General features: G+C 45.6%; 15 protein-coding genes. All 15 read right to left on the bottom strand.

Annotated elements, in window-relative coordinates; translation table 11 throughout:
* Positions 1-4 precede the first annotated feature (4 nt).
* Positions 5-880 carry a carbohydrate ABC transporter permease gene (locus tag JOC33_RS02015; RefSeq protein WP_205090474.1) on the bottom strand — a complete coding sequence of 292 codons (876 nt, stop codon included), beginning with the start codon at positions 878-880 and terminating at the stop codon, positions 5-7.
* Positions 880-1,836: a carbohydrate ABC transporter permease gene (locus JOC33_RS02020; RefSeq protein ID WP_205090475.1), complete on the bottom strand. Its 957-nt coding sequence runs from the start codon at positions 1,834-1,836 to the stop codon at positions 880-882. The genes JOC33_RS02015 and JOC33_RS02020 overlap by 1 nt, the downstream gene beginning before the upstream one ends.
* Positions 1,837-1,912: 76 nt before the next feature.
* Positions 1,913-3,223 carry an ABC transporter substrate-binding protein gene (locus tag JOC33_RS02025; protein ID WP_205090476.1) on the bottom strand — a complete coding sequence of 437 codons (1,311 nt, stop codon included), beginning with the start codon at positions 3,221-3,223 and terminating at the stop codon, positions 1,913-1,915.
* Between the two features lie 211 nt (positions 3,224-3,434).
* On the bottom strand, positions 3,435-4,058 hold the full coding sequence (locus tag JOC33_RS02030; protein ID WP_205090477.1) for a YesL family protein: 624 nt from the start codon (positions 4,056-4,058) through the stop codon (positions 3,435-3,437).
* A gap of 252 nt (positions 4,059-4,310) precedes the next feature.
* Entirely contained in the window at positions 4,311-5,456 is a 1,146-nt protein-coding gene (locus tag JOC33_RS02035) for a Gfo/Idh/MocA family protein (RefSeq protein WP_239533940.1), read from the bottom strand.
* 7 nt (positions 5,457-5,463) lie between these two features.
* Complete coding sequence (locus JOC33_RS02040; protein ID WP_205090478.1) at positions 5,464-6,108, bottom strand: YesL family protein; 645 nt, start codon at positions 6,106-6,108, stop codon at positions 5,464-5,466.
* 41 nt (positions 6,109-6,149) lie between these two features.
* On the bottom strand, positions 6,150-6,980 hold the full coding sequence (locus tag JOC33_RS02045; RefSeq protein ID WP_205090479.1) for a sugar phosphate isomerase/epimerase family protein: 831 nt from the start codon (positions 6,978-6,980) through the stop codon (positions 6,150-6,152).
* 26 nt (positions 6,981-7,006) lie between these two features.
* Complete coding sequence (locus tag JOC33_RS02050; protein WP_205090481.1) at positions 7,007-9,142, bottom strand: Sip1-related alpha-galactosidase; 2,136 nt, start codon at positions 9,140-9,142, stop codon at positions 7,007-7,009.
* A complete protein-coding gene (locus JOC33_RS20635) occupies positions 9,123-10,427 on the bottom strand; it encodes an amidohydrolase family protein (protein ID WP_205090483.1) in 1,305 nt (434 codons plus the stop codon). Before JOC33_RS20635 ends, JOC33_RS02050 begins: the two co-directional genes overlap by 20 nt.
* 45 nt (positions 10,428-10,472) lie before the next feature.
* Positions 10,473-11,780 (bottom strand): ABC transporter substrate-binding protein, encoded by a 1,308-nt coding sequence (locus JOC33_RS02060; RefSeq protein ID WP_205090484.1) that lies wholly within the window; start codon positions 11,778-11,780, stop codon positions 10,473-10,475.
* Between the two features lie 137 nt (positions 11,781-11,917).
* Positions 11,918-12,814, bottom strand: coding sequence for an ABC transporter permease subunit (locus tag JOC33_RS02065; RefSeq protein WP_205090487.1), 897 nt, complete (start codon positions 12,812-12,814; stop codon positions 11,918-11,920).
* 3 nt (positions 12,815-12,817) lie between these two features.
* Positions 12,818-13,705 (bottom strand): carbohydrate ABC transporter permease, encoded by an 888-nt coding sequence (locus tag JOC33_RS02070; RefSeq protein ID WP_205090488.1) that lies wholly within the window; start codon positions 13,703-13,705, stop codon positions 12,818-12,820.
* A gap of 25 nt (positions 13,706-13,730) precedes the next feature.
* The gene (locus tag JOC33_RS02075) at positions 13,731-14,744 is read right to left on the bottom strand and encodes a substrate-binding domain-containing protein (RefSeq protein WP_205090489.1); all 1,014 of its coding nucleotides are present in this window, start codon (positions 14,742-14,744) and stop codon (positions 13,731-13,733) included.
* Between the two features lie 492 nt (positions 14,745-15,236).
* Positions 15,237-17,660, bottom strand: coding sequence for an alpha-mannosidase (locus JOC33_RS02080; RefSeq protein WP_205090490.1), 2,424 nt, complete (start codon positions 17,658-17,660; stop codon positions 15,237-15,239).
* 487 nt (positions 17,661-18,147) lie between these two features.
* On the bottom strand, positions 18,148-21,306 hold the full coding sequence (locus tag JOC33_RS02085; RefSeq protein ID WP_205090492.1) for an FAD-dependent oxidoreductase: 3,159 nt from the start codon (positions 21,304-21,306) through the stop codon (positions 18,148-18,150).
* Between the last annotated feature and the right edge of the window lie 19 nt (positions 21,307-21,325).

The following is a 21,325-nucleotide window of genomic DNA, read 5'->3' on the forward strand; positions in this document are numbered from 1 at the left end:
AGTATTAACCTTTACTTCCTGAAGTAATGTTCATGCCTTCAATAAAGTAGCGCTGGAAGATAAAGAACAGCACGATTACCGGAAGAAGTACCATCAAAGAACCTGCCATCAGGTAGTTCCATTGAGTGGATATTTCCCCTTTGAACACCTGCAGGCCGATCTGTAAAGAGTAAAGAGACTCATCATTAACATAGAGTAAAGGCCCAAGAAAGTCGTTCCAGGCTCCGTTGAAGGAAAAGATCGCAACGGTGGCAATAGCGGGCTTTGCCAGTGGAACAGCAATTTTCCACCAAATATAGAAGTGGTTCGCTCCATCGATTTTCGCCGCTTCGATCAGCTCATTCGGAATCGTCAGAAAGAATTGACGGAGCAGAAAGATGAAAAAGGCGCTTCCGAACAATGATGGCACAATGAGGGGCAGGTAGGTGTTCAGCCAGCCCAGTTTTGAAAATACGATATACTGCGGAATCATCGTAACGAAACCTGGAATCATCATGGTGGCGAGAACCAGTGCGAACAGGACGTTTTTGAACCGGAACTTCACTTTAGCGAATCCGTAAGCTACAAAGGAATTCGAGAAAACACTCCCGATGACACAGCATGCTGTAATGAAAAGTGTATTCAGCGTATAGCGGGTGAAGGGAGCTGACTTCCACGTTTCCACATAGTTCTGGAAATGGAAATCCTCCGGTATGAAAGTCGGCGGGAATTGCATGATTTCCCGCATGGATTTAAGGGATGTTGCAAGCATCCACCAAACAGGCGACAGGATTAGCAGGCTTCCCAATATAAGAATTGTTGTGACCACTATCTGCATGATTCTTTTTCGTACTTTCACACTCTGGAAGTAACTTGATCTTTTATCGGCAAATGTACTCATTATTTATCCTCCCCTTCATAATGTACCCACCGAGGAGCGAGCTTGATATTAATCAGCGTCAGAATCAGGATGATGACAAACAGCACCCAGGACATTCCCATGGCATATCCCATGTCGAACGATTCAAAGGCGTTGTTCCACATGTGGAGATTGAAAAAAACAAGGGAATTAGCAGGCCCACCGTTACCACTCTCTGTCATAACGTATGCTTCCTGGAAAACCTGGAACCCACCGATGAGGCTGGTCACAAGATCAAAGAAAATGACTGGTGTGATCATCGGCAAGGTAATGTGACGGAAACGGTGAAACGCATTCGCTCCATCAATTTCTGCTGCTTCATATAACGTTTTCGGGACACCTTGAAGGCTGGCTAAATAAAGAAGCATTCCTCCGCCCAGGCTCCAAAGTTTCATGAAAATCAAAGCCGGCTTCGTCCATTGCGGGTCAAATAACCATGCAGGTCCCTGAATGCCTACGAAAGCGAGCAATGTGTTGATAAGACCAGTCGATGGAGCAAGTAATTGCATCCAAAGCAAGTAAACGCCGACGCCGGACAGGACTGCAGGCAGGTAGAAAATCGTCCGGTAGAACCTCATTCCAGGCACGCCCTGGTTCAACAGAACCGCAAGCAGTACGGCCCCTGCAGTAGTCAAGGGTACAGAAAAGGCGACATAATAAAGAGTGTTATACAGCGATGTCCAGAATAAGGAATCCTGTGTGAACATTTTTATGTAATTTTCAAATCCAATGAATTCCATTTGTGACGTGACATCGTAGTTGGTGAAGCTGGCGTAAAGCGAAAACAGCAGCGGCCCGGCTGTAATAAACAAGAAACCAATGATCCATGGTGTCAAAAACACAAAACCCTGCAGCTCTTCTTTCCGCTGGATAGTCATATGCTTGTGGGCTTTTTTGGTTTTCGTTTTAGAGATAGCAGTCCTTTCTACTTTTTCCATCTTTCCATCTCCTTTGAAGTAAATAGGAAGGAGTGGACTAATTCTAGCCACTCCTTCATGATGCAACTTTCTGCTATTAGTTCTGCTTCACTAACTCCTCCACTTTTTTCTGCGCTTCTGCCAGAGCTTCCTCTGGAGATTTGGTGCCGAGCAAGACTTCTTCCACGATAGGGTTGACGGTGTTCAAGTATTCTGGAGCAGCCAACGGAATAGGCGTCAATACGGTGTTATCCATGTTCTCGACTGCCAATTCGTAAACTTTCTTATCTAAACCTTCCAACTCTTTAGCTGCCGCTTCTGCTCCGGCAATGTTGGCGACATTGTCAAAGTTTTTGACTGCCCAATATTTTTGTGCCTCTTTTCCAGTCAGGTACTTAATGAATTCCACTGCCTCTTCAGGGGTGTCCGAACCTTTAGGAACTTCCGCTACGAAGCCGCCGCCCCAGCTTGTATGTCCGGATCCTTCTTCTCTCGCTGGAAGTTTAGCAACGCCAACATTCATGTCCCCGCCGTAATCCCGGATCTGGGTATAGAAAGTCGCTACATCTGTAAACATCGCAATCTTTCCAGCCAGGAATGGGTGTGCCTGCTGGTTACCGAACTCGGCTTTGAAACGGTTTACCGTGTCACGGCCATATTTTTCTGTAAAGCTGTTGATCCACTTAAGGGCTTCCACGTTTGCTTTCCCATCGATGACCACTTCATTATCTTTATTCAAGTAAGCTTCACCATCTGCGTTAAGCATCCAAAGGTCAGCACCTACGTTCCATAATGGGTAGAAACCGATCCGCTCATAACGGTCGCCGTTTTTGACAGTAAGCTTTTCTGCATACTGCTCGACCTCTTCCCATGTTTCCGGTGGCTGGTTCGGATCAAGGCCTGCTTCTTTGAACATATCTTTGTTATAGAATAAAACCCTTGTATCCGTGTTGAACGGTACCGCGTATGGATCTCCTTCATACAAGACGGTATTCCAAAGTTCAGGGAAGAACTTGTCCTTAAAGTTTTCATCCGTGATATACTCGGATAAGTTCTCCGCTTGTTCTTTTGTGGCACGGTGTTTCACTGTATTGATATCATTGATGACCACATCAGGAGGGTTTCCTGCTGCAACTGCTGCAAGCTCTTTCGTCCAGATATCTCCCCACGGAAGGTAAGTATGTTTGACATAAATTTCTTCCTGGGATTTGTTGAAATCATCAATGATTTTTTCGATGATCGGCCTTCTTGTTTCAGAACCCCAGAACGTCCAAAAATCTACTACTACCTTTCCTTCTGCTTCTTTCGGTGTCTCTGAGCTAGCTGATTCACTGCCGGAACAAGCGGTCAACACAGTGCTGAGCATCAATACCAGTACCAGAAACAATTTCAATGACTGCTTTTTCATATTTTTCCCCTTTCCAATGATAGATTTAATCGACCTATCCCACCGTTCCTCTGGCTGCGCGTTTGTGGTTTTATGTATCTTTTAGTTGTTATTGTGTGGGATTTGGTATGATTTAAATCTATTATTATTGAAAGCGGTAACAATGTCAACAATTTTCTGACAACTTTTTAAATATTTTAGGAAAATTCTACAAAAGTCCAAACAAACCAAACTATTGACCTACCTTCTCCTGCTCAAAAGCCTCAAAACGCCTCACACCAATGAAATACACATAGTAGATGAGCTGTGCGCTGGCACCACCAGCGAGCAAAATGCCGAGGCCAGTCCATAATAAAAGCAAACCTGTCAACAATAGTAGTCCAAGGAGAACAATCAGCGTCAAATACCAGTTTTTCAGGCCGAAAACCAGTCCGCCCAAGAATGATTTATACCACGAAAAATCACTTGTCTGATAAACAGGGACAGCAAAAATCGCACCGATTTGAAATAACAAAAACAGGACAAATAACCCATACGTGAGGATAAGAGCTACCTCACCTTCCTGGGCGCGCAAAAACAAGAAGTCGATGAACAGGATAAACTCGCATATAACAATCGGTAAGCCAATGAGGTAACTTCGACCAAAACCTGTCCTGAAAGCATCCCAGAATGTACGGAAAATTGGGACTTCCACATCTTCTGAATTCCAGACTTTTACGACTTGAAACATGGCATATGTACTAGGCAATAGTGTAATCACAGGTAAGGAAAAGAGCAGCCATATTACATTCAAAATTGCAATTCGCGTGATCCACTGTGCGATATAGGATAATGTTGAAGTTAGTTGTTGCATCATGTTATAAACTCCTCATCTGGTGTGGAATAATTGGAACAAAAGCGGAAGCGCTATAGAAAAAACTTGGCTTGTCCCCAAGTTCTTATGGCGAAAGCCTTCGTTTTACTTATACTTTAATCCTTTAACAAAATTAAACTTTCTTAAAGGATCAGAAAAACTCGTTAATGTACAAAAGACAAGGGATAACCGTGCAACAACCCACATCCAGTTATTGACTGATATCCCTTAATCGATTCTTTTATATTTTTTCTTTTACTTCGAAACGGAAACCCACTGCCTTTGTTCGGATGATTTTTCAACTGCTTCGAGTACAGCCTGATTTTTTACGCCATCCTCGAAATCAGGATAAGGAGCACTCTCTTCAAAAAATGCATGTAATAGATTAATAAAGGTGTGTTCATATCCGATAATGTGGCCAGCAGGCCAGTATGCACCGGCATACGGGTGTACTTCTTCCGTACAATTGACTGTGCGGAAGCCTTGAAGTCCTTCCTCGTCATCCGAAAAATAGACATCAAGTTTATTCATATCTTCCATATCCCAGCGAAGCGAGCCCTTTTCCCCGTTGATTTCGAATTTGTTTTTATTCCTGTTTCCTCCGGCAAATCTTGTTGCTTCAAACGTACCGAGCGTGCCGTTTTCAAATCGGCTGATGAAAGCAACAGCATCATCCACGGTCACTTCCCCGTAACCGGAAGCATCCGAGGAAGCACTCAGCCCACCAGACATTTCCCCGGCAGGACGTTCCTTGATGAATGTTTCTGTCGTGCCGACGATTTCCTCGAATTCCCCGATAAGGAACCTGGCCAGGTCAATGCTATGGGCGCCGATGTCCCCTAACGCCCCGGATCCAGATACCTCTTTTTTTAAACGCCAGATCAATGGAAAATCAGGATCCATAATGAAATCCTGCAGGTAATTGGCACGAAAATGATAGATACGTCCGAGGCGCCCATCCTCCAACAGCTTTTTGGCAAACTGAACCGCTGGGGCAAAGCGATAATTATGGCAGATCAGGTGTTTGACGTTATTTTCCTTTACTGCCTCATGCATTTCTTTCGCCTGTTCCAGTGACAGCGCAAGCGGTTTTTCCGTGATGACATGCTTGCCCGCCTTCGCTGCAGCTATCGCAATTTCGGCATGGGTGTGATTCGGAGTAACAATATCCACCACATCGATATCTTTCCGTTCCACCAGTTTTCTCCAATCTGTCTCATATGACTCCCAGCCCATTCTGTCGGCGGCATCTTTGACGGCTGCTTCTTTCCTGCCGGCTACTGCCTTCAAAACAGGTTTGATTTTCCCATCAAAATAGAATGGCAGATCCCTGTAGGCATGGCTATGGGCCTTCCCCATAAATTGATAGCCGACCATGCCGATTCGTACCTCTTTTTTCATGTAACCTTCACGCCCTTCCTTGCTTGAACTGTAAATTCCGCTTATCAGACTTTGCGCTCTTTTTAACCAGTTTTTCAAATAAAGGCAGAGATATCATCAGCCACAGATAAGCGATGGTACTTCCATAGAAGAATAGCAGAAGCCCCGGGGACATGCTCATCAAATAATAGATGCCATAGCCGAGAAACACCATAAGCAAGCCCCGTAATGGGGAGGAAAACGCAGTCAGAACCGCCAGCTTCATATACTGATGCCATTTGAGTTCGTGATGGACATACAGCGGAAAGAAATACGCTACAGTCAAAAGGTAGAAGGCTGCCAGGATAAATACGAGGATTTTCAATGTCTGCTGCTGGCCGAAATCATAAATGAACAGGTCAAAATAAAGGACATATCCGACAATGACAAGACCTAGTCCAGCAATATTTGATTTCAGGAATTCTTTCTTATAAAAGCCCCAGAACTGTTTGAAAATCGACTTTCCCAGCTGTCCCTTCATCCATTTCCGCATGATGGCGAACATGGCTGCAGTGGAGGGGAGGAATCCAAGAACGACCAGGCCTGTCAATGTAAATGCTATCCACAGCAAATTAATATAGGCCATTTTCATGATCCACTCGGAGACGCGCACCAATCCATTTTTCCATCCCATTATATACAGCTCCTTCTCTAAGATGCTTGTCTGCTATTCTATCATATTGTCAATTGAAGATTCTTTTCGGCAAAGTCCCGGCAGATTTCCAGGCTGTCGTAGGGTGTGCTTGTGGACTTGTCAATTTCCACCGTGACCCATCCGTCGTATTGGATATCTCGTAAAAATTGCACTACGTCTTCCAGTTCTTTTGATAATGTCCCAAGTCCAAGCTCACAGAAAATCGGCATCTGTTCATTCCCTTCGAGAATCGGGAATGTTTCTGCATCGGCCCCTTCCGGTGATATATCTTTCAAATGTACATAGGCGATCCGGTCTTTATACTTCTTCATCACTTTTAATGGATCCATTCCTGCCCTTGCGAGGTGGGCAGTATCCGGGCAGAAGAAGACATAATTCGGGTCAGTCAATTCCATTATTGTATCGAGCTCATATTCTGTTTCGATTTCTGTCCCGAGGTGCGGGTGGACGCATGCTTTAACGCCAAGCTCATGGCATTTCTTGGCCGCCTGGTTGATCGTTTCGGCTGCAATCTTCAATTCTTCTAAACTCGTACCTTCTTTATTACGTGGCCCACCCGGCCCAAACACAATCCGGTCACTTCCGGCCGCAACTAAGAATTTTGCTACCTGTTCGTTCCGGTTAATGATGTGCTGACGCTTGCTTAAATCGGTGAAATTCCCTCCACCGTACAAAGCAGACAGCTGAAAACCGTAACGATTCAACAGCGCGTTGAACTTTTCGATATCGTCTTCGTAAGCCAGCGCCAGGTGAGTGAATGTTTCGCAAGCCGTATAACCAAGCTCCGACGCTTCCTTCAGCCCCTTCAGTAAATCTTCTCCCCATGTAATCAAATGACAGGAAACTTTCATGCATTACACGCTCCCTACTAATAGATTCATAACTTCACTTCAATGATTGCCCGCTTATTCAAGCTGCTGCAGTCAACCACATAAAGAGAGTCACCTTTACTTTCCACGGTTACTGTTTCTCCATCTACCCCCACATATCCTGGTTCTTTTTCCGAATAAAAAGCGAATTTACCGCCTTCCTTAATGGTGACGGACAGCTGATCCTGCGTAGCATAGTTCTTTTCAAAGGTTGCCGGTGTTATGTACTTATCCAGCATTCCAACAGGCGTCACAGGAGATGTTTTCGGCAGGAACAAATAAAGGTTGTACCCTTCCTCTTCCAATGTAAGTGTCTGCATATCTTCACACATCATTTCCGAAGCTTGCTCGTTGAAATAATCATAGACAATATACTTGTCAGCATGACATCCGTAAACATCAGCAGGGCTGATTGTCGTTTCGACTGGTTGATGGCTGTCGCTGATATTGAACACGCCTAGTATTCCGGCATCCCCAGCAGTATTTTGCACTTTCAGGGCTTTTTGTTCGTGAACAGGATCAACGGTTAGCATATCTTTCGTTGGTTTTCCCGGCTGGTCACAGCGGATGATCCGTCCATTTCTAAAAATCAGCGGCCAGACTACTGCAGGGTCTGTTTTGCCGACAGGATCACTTGTATAGATCGGACCTCCGCTCACAGCCCTTAACACTGCATGACGCCCGGCATCCTTATGCATTGTCCAGAACATATCCCAGTCACCGTAATAAATCTCTCCATGCCAAAATGAGTTGTAGACATTCTGCAGCGCGTGCTCACCGAAGCCTTCCTCATCTTCCGGCACAAAATCATCACTGCTTCTGGAAACGGCTGAAATTGGCCTGTTCCAAACATTTTCCTGAGCCATACCCATACAGTTGATCAAGCTATGGTTAAAATGTACCCCCACCGATGCTTCCAATGCCTGGTGAGACTCCCTCGAGGCCTGTCCGACAGGGAGCTGGTACATGGTAAAATTATTGATTCCGCTCTGGGCGTCGACTTTCACAAAATCGATTCCCTGTTTACGCAGCTCTCCGTGCCATGCATTCCAGAAACCATAGCCTTTGGCTTTATCCGGGTAAGGGATCGATTTTTGACTGTTCGTTTCGTAAATATAAGGAGTCATTTCCTTCGCCAATTCACTGCCTGGGACGACCCCTCCCCAGTAACCTGCAAATGTATGCCATACACCGACAGCCTCTACGCCCAGATCACTTTTTAGTTTGGAAGTCACTGGGGCAAGGCCTTCCGGAAATTTTTCAGGATCCGTACCGAAAGATTGCAGACGGCCATCCTTCAGGTCGGACCAGCCGTCATCAATCAGCACCCACTTTACTGGAAGGTCATGGCTGTGAAGCTCTTCGGCTTTTTCAAGTATCCCTTCCGCGTTGACTTCCTGGTAAAATGCATCCCAGCTGCACCAGCCGAAATAGTCGAGCTGTTCAGGATACGTACGTTCATCAATCGTTCTCGCTTCGCCGTGAAGCCGTGCAACTTTTTTGGTCAACTGTCTCGAGAGTTCAAATGGGTCATTATCTTTTCCCAGCAGAAAGATGGAAAATTCACCTTGATTTCGTCCGCCATCGTAAGAAGAGGAAGTGATTTCAAAGCCTTCGTCATGGCCACGCAGTTCGGATTTGAAGGTAGCATCAGGGACAGGCAGGATTTGAAAGTAATTGTCTGCCGTTTTCCATAACATGGATTGCGTCCGTGGCGGCATTGTCCGCACATCCTTGTCAAAGTGAGGGCGTGTCCACCAGTCTTTATGAAGATAATGAGCGACAAGACTTTCCTCATTTTCCAGTGGATTAAATTTGATTCTGATTGCTGCTTCAGGAGCCAGATAATTATTTCTGGCGAACAATCGTTCACTGTGGAGAACCACACTCCCCGACGCCAGCACAAATGATTGATAGCAGCGGAGCTTCAGTGAAAAACTGATTTCACCTTCCAGCTCATATAACTTTTCATACTCCGTCCAGCTGCCAAACTGATCCGTATGTTCACTCATTTTGCTGTCCTTATGAGTCAATCTTTCTGGCTTTCCAGTATCACGGGCAATCTCGATTTCAAAACCGGAAAGGACCTGTTGATCTGCCTGCAAGAGTTCCAGGCTGCCTTTATTATTTTGTAACTGAAACATGATAGCTCCCCTTCGTATTGGATGAAGGCTTCAAGTTCAAGTTGTAAAGTTCGATGAGGTTATCCCTGAAAATACAATCCGCGTACTCACAGGCATCAGCCTCCGTCATGTCTCCACCATCCACTTTATTTTCAAGTACTTCTGCCACTACTTTTCTGGCAAGCTTGGCATGAGCATAAGTGCCTTCCACCTGGCTGTAGTCTCCGCCAAATCCGATCAGCTTTGATTGGGGAATCATTTCAATCGCTTTCGCAAGAATATCCTTCGTTGCTGTCGGTGAGATGATATAGCACCATGTCAAATCTCCATAAACATTCGGAAAGTTTTTCACTATCGATAAAAACTCATCGTAATACGGATATCCGCCGTGTAACAGAACGAATTTCGCTTCTTTGTATTCAAGTAATAATGGAATAAGATCAGATACTTTCGAATTGGTAATGATATTACCATTATCGGAAACGCTTGGCTCCTGGTGGCCTGTATGAATCTGGATCGGCATGTCATGTTTGATGGACTGTTGGATGACGCGGTGAATCAGGTAATCATGCAGCGGCTTTGCTTCTTCCGGAGACAGTTTTTCATTAAGATGATAGCTTTTCAGTTTATTGAAGGAAACAGAAGCTTCGTGATGCGTCGGCTTATCCACCTTCAGTGACCGCCAGTAAGCGGCGCCGATTTTCGTAGCTGCCATCCCTTCCTTCACGTAACGTTCCGTAATGAGATCGACTGCCTTCAGTAAATCATCAAATTCATGGATCGATTCCCCTGCCTGTTTTTCAATTGCTTCCAGGGCAGGACGGGAAATAATATTGAAGGTATGGTCCATGAACATAACCGGACGGAACAAATCAAAATCAACATTTGTTGAAAAAATCAGCGTGAAGGCGAGATCAATTCCCGCCTTGTCACGCAAAATTTTATGATAGAGTTCCGAGTCATCCGTAGCCGCTCGTACTTTTTTGTTTAATGCGATGATTCCTTCCTTTGACCAGTCTTCCATTCCATAAAGATCCTCGACAGCCCAGCGCAGCATTTGTGCGTATGTTGTATTTTTCGTCTTATTCCAGTATTTCAAGAAAGTTTCTGCTTTTTCCTCCACGGACATTGGGTTATCGTCCGCAAAAAAGGAGGGATCGATCCCTGCTGTTATCAAGTCTGAGCGTAAATAATGCAGCAGGTCGAAAAAATCAGCCTCCATCTTCTGTCGTTCTCGAAGTGGAATCAGATGTTCATGTCCATCAATGATACGAATATTGTTTATATGCTGTGCAATCGAATTCACTTTAAAATCTCCTTTAGAAGACGGAATCCATCTCCCTTGTTTTTATTACTCGATTTCTAATTCAGGATAACCATTAGATACCAGCTTCTTGAATCGTTCCAGTGCCTGTTCGTACGATTCTCCATTATCAATAGCGGCAGATGCAGCATCATAGAATAGTGTAGAAATCGCATTCTGGTCTTCGCCAGCCTCATGCGGCGGAATATCCTGTACGAGCTCATAATACTGTTTCAGGATTTTCTGGTCACCGAAGAATTCATGAGTGTACGTGTCCAATTTCTTTTCATAGACTGACTTGAGCGCAGGCATATTACCGGTTTCCTCCAGGTTCTTTGTCTGCCATTCTTCGCCGGAAATGTAACGGATGAATTCATAGGCAAGCTCTTTATTGTCAGATCCTTCATAAATGGCTCGGAACGTACCGCCTTCGTAATAACCGCTCGGAGTTTTGGCAAGTCCATACTTTCCTTTTGCCTGTCCTCCATCATTATTGACCATGAAACCACCCCAGGCAGGCATTGCAAACATGATGACACCGCCTTCATTCAACGCGTCACCCCAGCCGCCGGAGAAATATGGCAGCTTCGCATCGACGTTCTTTTCCCTGATTTGCTTCATATCCATGAAAATATCTTTCCAGGCTGGATCGATAACTAACTTACCATTCTGAATCCATTTTTCCTGATGCTGCTTTTCAACATTGAATACGTCTCCATAGTGAGAAAGCAGGTGTACCTTGCCGCCGCTTTCCTCATAGACCTTCTGGCCAAGCTCAATCACTTTATCCCAGCTGGAGACCATTTCAGAAACTTTCTCCGGGTCATCTGTTCCTAAATACTTTTTAGCCAGATCTCTGTGATACCAGAACGCTCCTGGAGAAGAGTGATCAGAGACCGCTTTGACATTACCGTCTTTCCCTTCACCCAGTGATTTTACGTATGGAACATAATTCTCTACCCTGTCTTCAATTTTCCCCATTTCTGACAGGTTGGCAACGAATTCCTGGTTGATGAACCTTCCCATATAACTTCTTTCCAGGTCGAAAATATCCGGTACATCGGTCCTGCTCTGGATAGCTGTCATCAGTTTCGTCTGGTATTGGTCACCAGGGAAAACTTCAACATTCACCGTTACATTCGGATATTTTTCTTCAAAGCTTTTGGCCATTCCTTCCACACCGCCGAAGAATGTCCATATATCCAGTTCTCCTTTAAAGTCCTCTGGCTTCATGTTTTCATTGTTCAATTCCTGATCGGATCCTCCACTTGTTTCCTCGCCGCCTGAACAGCCGACAAGGGTTCCAATAGCAAAAATAAACACAAGCATCGTGAATAATAGATTTTTCTTATTCAATGTTTTTTCTCCTCCTTCAGGTTTATATCTTAAGCTTTTGGCAGAACGGACTTCTAATGGAATTCCGGATACCGCCCCCTTTCATTTACTAGTTTCTTCCTATTTAAATTAGTTGTTTTTTAACAGATGTTCTTGTGTTATTGCTTAAGTGCTCCTGCCATAACATTTCCGATGATTTTCTTCGAAGCTAGTGCGAAGACGATCAGAATCGGCACGATAGAAATGGCAATACCGACGTACTGGGCACCGTAATCAACGCTGAATTGATTCCTTACACTCGCAATCATGACAGGAAGCGGCTGGAGACTGTTATCAAACAGGATGATCATCGGTTGTAAGAATTCGTTCCATTTACCGATGAACAGGAAAATCCCCAATGTTGCAATGGCCGGTGTCATTAATGGCAAGGCAATCCGGTGGAAAATCTGCAGTTCGTTACAACCGTCAATACGTCCGGACTCAAGCATTTCCTTTGGCACAGCTGAGTCTGCAACCTGCTTCAGGAAGAAGAGACCGAATGCATTGTTGGCTGCCGGAACAATCAATGGCCAGTAAGTATTGATTAAACCGAACATGTTCATCAGTTTAAAGAAACCGATGATACCAAGCTGACCTGGAATCATCATCGTTGCCAGGACGAAAGCGAATAGGGGACCGTTGAACTTGAAGTCAAACTTTGAGAACCCGTAACCACTTAAAGCGGAAAAATAAAGTCCGATGGCTGTGGCACTGCATGTAATGATCAAACTGTTCAAGAAACCGCGCCAAATTGGAACTACTTCGACAAGACGTTTATAGTTTTCAATGAAATGATCACCAGGCAGCAGCAACAATTTCCGCGTTATATCTGCATTCGTATGGGTCGAAGTGATCAGCATGCTGTAGAACGGCAGAAGGCAGATCCCAGCTGCTAAAATGAGCATGATCCAGATGAAGATTTTAATCAAAAGACTGTTGCGGTTCTTCCGTTTCGTCTCCGCATCGAGTTGACTGACTGTCTTGGTATTTCCAGTTGAAATGGAGTAATCCTTCACTTCTTACCCCTCCTTTTTCTCTTTCAGCTTCGTCATCCACATGGAGAAGGCTGTCGCAATCGCAATCAGGACGAAAATACCGTAAGCGATAGCTGCGCCGTACCCATATTCGTATCGGACGAATGCTGCTTCATATAGATGCATGACCATCGTCAGCGTAGAGTTTTCCGGACCTTTACCGATCATAAGCGGCTGGTCGAATATCTGCATACCCCCGATAACAGATGTGATCATTGTAAAAATCAACACCGGGCGTAACAGCGGCAGGGTTATTTTGATGGCCGTTTGGAACTTGTTGGCGCCGTCGATTTCTGCTGCTTCGTAAAGATCTTCTGGAATCGACTGCAAGCCTGCAAGGAAAACGAGCATGTTGAAACCGAACCATTGCCACATCAGGATGGATGCTACAATCAACTGGGAAAGGAATGGACTGTTGAACCAGTAGACAGGATCCTCGACGATTCCCAGTGCCATCAAAAGCTTGTTCATGCTTCCATTCTGCCAATCGAACATCAACGCGAACAATACCCCCATCGTTACGGGTGTGACCATGTTCGGAAAGTAGAAAATAGCGTGAAACAGATGCTTCCCGCGAATGAATTTTTCATGTAAGATCAGCGCCAAAGTAAGCGCAATGGTCAACTGCGGGATAATGGACAGTATCCAAATGATCAGCGTGTTGTAAATCGACTTGAAAAACAACGTATCCTGCAGCAGTCTTTCATAGTTGGCCAGCCCGATGAAAGTCGGTGTATTGAAACCGCTCCAATCGGTGAAGCTCAAATAAAAAGAATACAGGATCGGCCCAAGGTCAAAAATGAAAAAGACAAGAAAAAATGGAGCAATGAACAAATAACCGTACGGGCTTTTATCTATTCTGCGTGAGAACATGCAAGGAAATCTCCCTTCTATACATTCAAAGTAACTTCATACAAGAATCTCGGACGATCAGTTTCGGCTCAATCAGCATCCGGCGTTTCATTGGAGCATCCTTGTGCTTCATTTTCATGACCAGTCCGTCTGCCGCTTCAAGTCCAATTTGGTAAAGCGGCTGGTTGACTGTCGTTAATGGCGGATAGACCCAGCTGGCAATCTCGATATCATCGAAGCCGACAATGGAAAAATCTCTCGGAACCCGGAACCCTAGCTCATGGGCATATAAAAGCGCCCCGATGGCTGTTTCATCATTCGATGCGATGACTGCTGTCATCCCACCGATGTTAATCAGATCACGCATCGCTTTGTAACCCCCGTCTTTGGACCAGTCAGACGGGACGGTCCATGAAGGTTCGTACGTCAACCCATTTTCCTCAAGAGCCATTCTGTATCCTTTGGCTCGCTGGTGGGTCGCAGTGAAATCGTCTGGCCCGCCAATAAAAGCAATATTCCGATGACCAATCCGGTTAAGGTAGCGGACGACCTCCTTGATGCCGTGTTCATTGTTGACATCGACAGAGAAAATATCTGCATTCTCAGCAATATCTCCCCCATCCCCGACCAATGCGACAGGAATGGTCAATTCACGAATTCGTCTGAACAGCTCGTCCGATCGCTTCGTAAAACTAATCAGTATCAAACCATCAACCTGCCTTTCCTGGGCCAGGTTCAGGAAACCGAATTCCCCCTGATGGTTAGACGTTCCACTGTAATAGACACATTGATAATTGTTCTGGTTGGCAACTTTTTCGATTCCTCTCAAGATTCCTGAATAAAAAATGTTCGCAATGTCATCTACGACAATCCCGATTGTCTGGGTGCTGTTTTTTACCAGTCTCCTGGCATTTACATTTGGGTGATAATCTAATTCCTGAATCGCTGCCTTCAATGCTTCTTCTGTCCTTTTTTTGATCGGCTGTCCATTTAAATAACGGGAAACCGTGCTTTTTGAAGTATTGGCCAGGCGAGCAACATCATTTATTGTCGGATTCACTTTCTCCACTCCTCGACTCTGAATGTGCAAACGCTTTCTGTGATGCTTGAAATAAAACCGCTCCCATTCATTAAAAAGGAATTTGCTAATATCAGAATTCCCAGTATCAGCCAGTATTGTATGAACGGAAGAGCGGGTATAAAGACTATCATTTCATGCATCAATCTATTGATTTGCCGTAAAATTGGAACGTTCCCATTTTTACTACTTATCTAGCAATTTACATTACTAATAGGGAAATTTCAATAGTTAATGACAAAAAAATCAGAAAAATCTTAATTCTAGTGAAACATGCCGTTATCTTCCTGTTTTCCCAGCACTATTGAGAACGTTCCTTGACAGTCGAAAAGAGACTTGGCCGAAGTTAATCAGGGCCTTTGAGAATGAATACTACAGCACTCAGTGTACAAGTTTATTCATGCCTTCAAAGCATGCATTTACTGTCTTGACACTATCGTTTTCATCCTCCAGGCCCGTCAATCTATTAGACAATCATACTTCCCATTCAATAAGATTCGTTTCAGTTACAGCCTGGGAAGAATCCTTCGGAACCCGAAATGTCTTAATTTCACAGGCGCCAATATCTGTCGTAATGCTTCTTCCGATTCCGTGCAGGTCGATGGTGACTGTTGTGGCCACTTTATCCGTTTCGTAAAAGCGCACGATCATATCATCGTTGTCTTCCGCCTTTTTCATAGCAGTTATGATGACATTGTCCTGATCTACACTGGCGAAGGAGTTCACCTGCGGCAGTGAACCTTTATGATAGGTTTCCAAAAGGGCCGTAGGGCGGCGGTTGATTTCAGCAGCATGCTTCACCGTACCTGCCTGCTCCCAGCTGTCCGTATGTGGCAGCAGTGTGTAACGGAAATGCTGGATACCCTGATCGATAAAGGAATAATAGCCATCCGGATCAGGAATGAGCGGATCATGGTGGGCATAGATCGGGCTTCTGAGAACGGTGATGTTCATCTCATTTCCATCCACGTCGTAGCTGTATTTGGCATCGTTTGCAATACTTAATCCGTACCTTCCTCCCGTTTCTTTTATTGTGCCGGACACATCAATCCAGCTTTGCCCTGGCTGCTCTTCACCATTTGTTTCCCGAACGGCATGGCCGTATGGTACCGCATAAGTTGCTCGGCGGTGGGTCACATTAACTGGATACTTCAGCTTAAGTGCCTTGAAGTTTTCTCTCCAATCGATGCTGACTTTAACATCGATATAATGAAGGTCCTTATACATGGCGAATTCCTGGACAAACTTCGACTGGCCGTACTCACTGATAACCCGTATGACAGACTTTACCGGACCATGCTCCACCCGCTTGATACTTACCGGTTTAAATTCACCTAACTCCTTGTCATAACGGATGACATCGTGGGACCAGGTATCGCTCGTATCCTCGATAACGACTGGGCGGGCTGCTTCTCCGGCGAAGACTTCGAATTGCTCCTGCTTATCAAACAAGCTTCGGATAAAGCCGGTTTCCGGATTGATTTCCAGGCGATAGCGTTCATTTTCTAAGGAATTGTCATTCGCCTTAACAGCAGGCTGGTCTTTCCTGCTATGATTGGAAACCACTTTATAGACACGGTAGCCAAGGGAAGGAACTTCCGCAATGAAACTCAAGCGGTTCCGCCCATTAGCCGTTGCGGTTGACTGTACGACCTGAATCGGCACCTCATTGCCATTTTCATCCGTCAGCAGCTGATCTTCCTTCAGCCGGGTAAACTCGATCTCCACATTCGTTTTCACATCCCAGGAATGAGGGTTGAAAACGACGATTGGCGTCATGCCTTCTTCCTGTTCAATATCAATGTCCCAGGAGAGCGACTGGACAGCATAGTTCAAGCCACGTTCACCTATGGTCATCGCTTCCCCATGCATATTCCGGGCATCCTCGTAAGCCGATTCCAGACTGGTTCCAGCTAAAATATCGTGAAACTGATTGAAAAGCACATTCTTCCATGCCTTCCCGTAGTCATTGGGGTATGGCTGCCCTGTCGTCCGCTCCGCAATAACAGAGAATTTCTCGGCGGCAGCAAGCAGATTTTCCGCTTCCCTGTTCCATTTTTTCACAGGTGAATGAACCGAGTAGCAACCTTTCGCATGGTTCTGCAAATCGTGATGGACGACAGGCAGCGGTGTTTCTTTTTCTTTTACAGATTCAAAAAATTGATTCGGAGAGCTGAACAACAGTGTCGGTGTGTCTTCCTGCTCATTGAGACGCTTGATGCTTTCTATGTTTTCAATCGTCGGGCCTCCGCCATGGTTCCCGACACCATAAAAACTCATCAGCTCATCTACTGGTTCTTTGATTTCCTTGGCACAGCGATGAACATGTTTTTCTAAATCTTTCCCCCAGGTTGTATATTCAAATGGAATCTGGAAGGTCATGACCTGTGAGCCATCATCTGATTCCCACCAGAACAACCGGCCAGGCAATCCTTTTTCATGAGGGCCAGGACGCATGAATACATAGTGGTCCATGCCGCTTTTCTTCAATATTTGAGGAAGCATTCCGGCATGCCCGAAACTGTCGACATTGTATCCGACGTTAGCTGTGACCCCGAATTTTTCCTGGAAGTAGCGCTGACCATAGAGCCCTTGTCTTGCAAACGACTCCCCGCTCGGAATGTTGCAGTCCGGCTGCAGCCACCATCCTCCGCAAATCTGCCAGCGGCCTTCTTTGACTCGCTCTTTTATTTCCTGGAACATTTCAGGATGATTGTTTTCCACCCATTCATACATCACAGCTGAACTTGATGTGAAAACAAAATCATCGTATTCCTTCAGCCGATCCAGTGCTGAGCGGAAGGTTGCTTTCGTTTCCTGGAACCCTTCCTGCCATTGCCATAGCCAGACAGGATCCAAGTGAGCGTTCCCGATCATATGCAACGTTTTTTCTTTCATTGTGACTCCTCCTTTTTTTCTATCATGTACATCCTTGGAGATAAGAAATATACTAACTTTCCGCGGGCAAGCAGCAAGCTCCTCCGAAAAAGTACTTTCTAATCTAAAAGAACAAAGTTTGTTGTATTAGGGAAATATAAAATTTCGCAAAAAGTCCTGGGCATAGTGAAAATTTTTAAATGACAAGTATACGAAAATTGTTCTTTTTAGATTGACCGTTGCTGCCACCGATGAGCGATAGGTGGTGACGCCTGCGGGAACAGCGCGAGCCGAAGATCCACTTGGGCAAGTGACTTTCTTGACCAAGTTAGCTGAGGCCGTGCCCGCGGCAAGCATCCACCGACAAGCGATTCATGAGACACATTTTAATTCTACCTTCCATAGATCTTCAGTTGTTCAGTGGCTTCGGCATGCGGTATCCCTAGTATTTCCATCCAACAGATTCAGTCTTACTCAAGCAGTTATCCTTCAGAAAACATCTGTCTATTTATCTATCAGGGACAGGAACTTTTTCCATATCAAGCTTCAACTCTACCGGGACAACTGGGAGACTACCACTCCTATTTTCCAGATATTCCAGCCAGTCATGCGTGTTTTTCCCATGGTCCACCCCGGTAATCCTCACAAGTTCCGTATGGGCCTGTTCAGCTAAAAGGGAGCGGTTGTCATGCAGATAGGATACGAGAATCCGATACCCTTCCATACTTCCGCACCTGGCAAGGGCACGGGCTATGCTCAAATCCAGCATAGCCTGGCGTTCTTTAAAGTAATCGACATCAAAGCCGGAAGATTTTTGCTGGTTACAGATGGTTCCATGCGCATATAACTTTTCCAGAATAGGAATGCATTCCTGATCGGCAAGTCGTTCCACCCCATAACAGACAGCATCGATATAATAGAATGTCCCTTTGTACATATCCTTCAGATTTTCTACCGAAGGGTCGATTCTTTCAGCAATCTTCCTCCAGACAGGCAGGCTTCGCTTATCTTTAGTCATGCCGATTGTATAGATCAGGTAGACGACGTCAGGCATGGCTCCCTGGTCCGGCGGCAGCTGTGTATGACGGATGATGTTGTCACGCTCAGGTAATTTCTCGCCGGCCAGTGCCTTATCAATTTCTCTTAAAAGTACAGGAACACCGTAGTCAGACTCATACATAGCCAGTGCCTGGGCGAGGACCAGCTGTCTTTTCCTGCATTCGGATTTCTCTGCCTCATCCAACGCCCGTTTTAAAAACGGTATGACTCTTGGGCCTGCCGTACAAACCTCAACGAATGGGATCTTTTCCGTAAATACTTCATCTATTTCCATATCCGCATAAAGATAAAGCGGCGTGTCACCTGTGAGGGAATCAACCAATGATTGAAGCTCCTCATCCGTATAGGAGTGATTCTTCACTTGGCGTTCCACAATCCCTTCTGGCAAAATATCCGCTGAAACAAGCCGTTTTTGTAATTGCTTCACATCGATTTCATGAGGAAGCTGCCGATTCTTTACCGCCTGTGCAGCAGCAAGAGCCGCTACCCCGCCAAGGTTTTCAAGGTCAGCCTGCATCCGGATGGCTGCGAATCCGTCATGCGTGGCGGAAATCGCTTTTCCGGCAACAATCATACCAGTAAGCCCTTTCGGCAACAGCATCCGGTATGGCACTTCGATTTCCAGGTTGGGAGGAATCAGCCCAAGATGCATCCAGTCCGCACCATTCTTCCCTTTCATATCATGGTTGCTGAAATGAATATTGATGACATCCTCCCATTTCCGATGCCGAAGCTGATCGGTCAATGACATGACCACATCTCCGAGGATATGTCGTGTTTCCCTTGAGGCCACATAGATGCCGTGATCATGGACATCACGGTTCCGCTTCCTCCTTCTGCCGGCCAAAATCGCCCGGGTATAATCTTCGATGTCAGAGACATGAACCATACTCGTAAAATTATTCTGGCTCCTTCCTGGTTTGGCGAACTGGGCAAGGGAATACCACATGACGATATGGTCCCGTTCTGAACCATAAATGTAATCAGCACCTGCAAACGCAGCGACATCCCCGTCTCCACTTGCGTCAATGACCGTTTCAGCAAGGACAGCGTATGTCCCCCATTTCGAAGCAGCAACTACTCCGCACACCCTGCTTCCTTCCATGATGGTTCCGATTGTTACGGCATGAAAGTAGGTGTTCACTCCCGCTGCTTCCGCTTCCTTCAATAAAGCATACATCTTGGCTTCGATATTCCACTTTGGACTTTTATGATTGATTCGCTTATGGATGTCATTGACCCAGCTGGTGATTTCTTTGTTGAACCCCCCGCGACGTCCGAACCAATAGCTGTCGACAGCACCAAAGGTGGCAGTCCCGCCAAGCCCCGGATTCATTTCCAACAGGATGGTGTCCATACCTTCCCTGGCAGCTGTAATCGCAGCGTTTGCTCCGCTTGTCCCTCCGCCCACGACCAGGACGTCTGTTTCCTTTAAAACCGGAATGTCTGATCCTTCCACGAATTTCCGACTATAAGTCCGTCCCCGCTGCGGCTGATCGAGTTCCTTTACAGTTAAGAGGGAGTCTTGAAGTTCAGGCTCCTCTGCGCTTTCCTTTGTCCCGGAAGGTATCTGAACCTGTTTGTCCCATACCTTAATCAGCTGATGGGCAAACTGTTCACCAAAAGCAGCAGACGTTACGGGATTCTGGAATACTTCCTCAGCGTTTGTTATCGGTGCAAGCTCACTCAGGCACCAGACTCTTGGATCTTCACTGGCAAAATCAGCTATTGCGGCTGATTTTGTACCGAGATGACCGGCATTCTTCTTCATCTGTTCTGTCACTGGCGATTGTAATTCATAAGAGGAAGCAGCCAGGTAAGCATTTTTAAATGCCTCTTGGGAATGAATGAAATGCTCGGCAAGCTGAATCGTTGTATGGCGTGAAGCGATTTCCCGCTCCATAGCAGCCTCCATTGTGTTTTGTTTATTATTAAAATCGAGTTCGAACTCGAGGTACACATGGCCATTTTCCAGATATCCCTTATGAATCCGGACAATGTTGTCTTTGATACCGAGGGATTCAGGGACAGAAACCTCATCTTCATCCATACGATCGGTACGGTACATTTCCAACGTCTTCCGGTAACTGGTCTTCGTTTCTACGGGCTTGAATTCCTGACCTGTCAGCTTGATGACGCTGCCGGTTTCCGTAGCATCAATAATTAATTTTGTACGGATAACCTGACGGCCGGATTTGTTCCCGATAATGAGAAGTTTCTTCCCATCACTGTCTGTAGAAAGCCCGACAGGCTGGCTTGCATATAGCAGCTCTACCTTTTCATCAAGGAGTGCATCCTCCAGGTTTCGCTTCACTCCATCAGGATATAAAGGAGTTTCTGCGGAAGTGAAATCGTTCCCTAACGCTTTTTCTATTACTGCTGGAACTGTATCGCCGGATATACCACTGATCCACGGCCGAAGTGTAGCGGTCACTTCTCTTCCCAGATAGGTCCGAGGCTCCACCAGTACTGTATTCTTGCCATTTTCAGCCAATACTTTAGCAGCTGAGACACCGGCAAAGGAACCACCGACAACTACTGCATCCACGTCATATAAAACAGGCAGCTTCTTATCGCCTATCCGGACTTTTTTGTATCCCTGTACCAAAGACGACACCTCACATTTA

This window comes from Thalassobacillus pellis, assembly GCF_016908295.1.
Lineage (GTDB): Bacteria > Bacillota > Bacilli > Bacillales > Halobacillaceae > Thalassobacillus > Thalassobacillus pellis.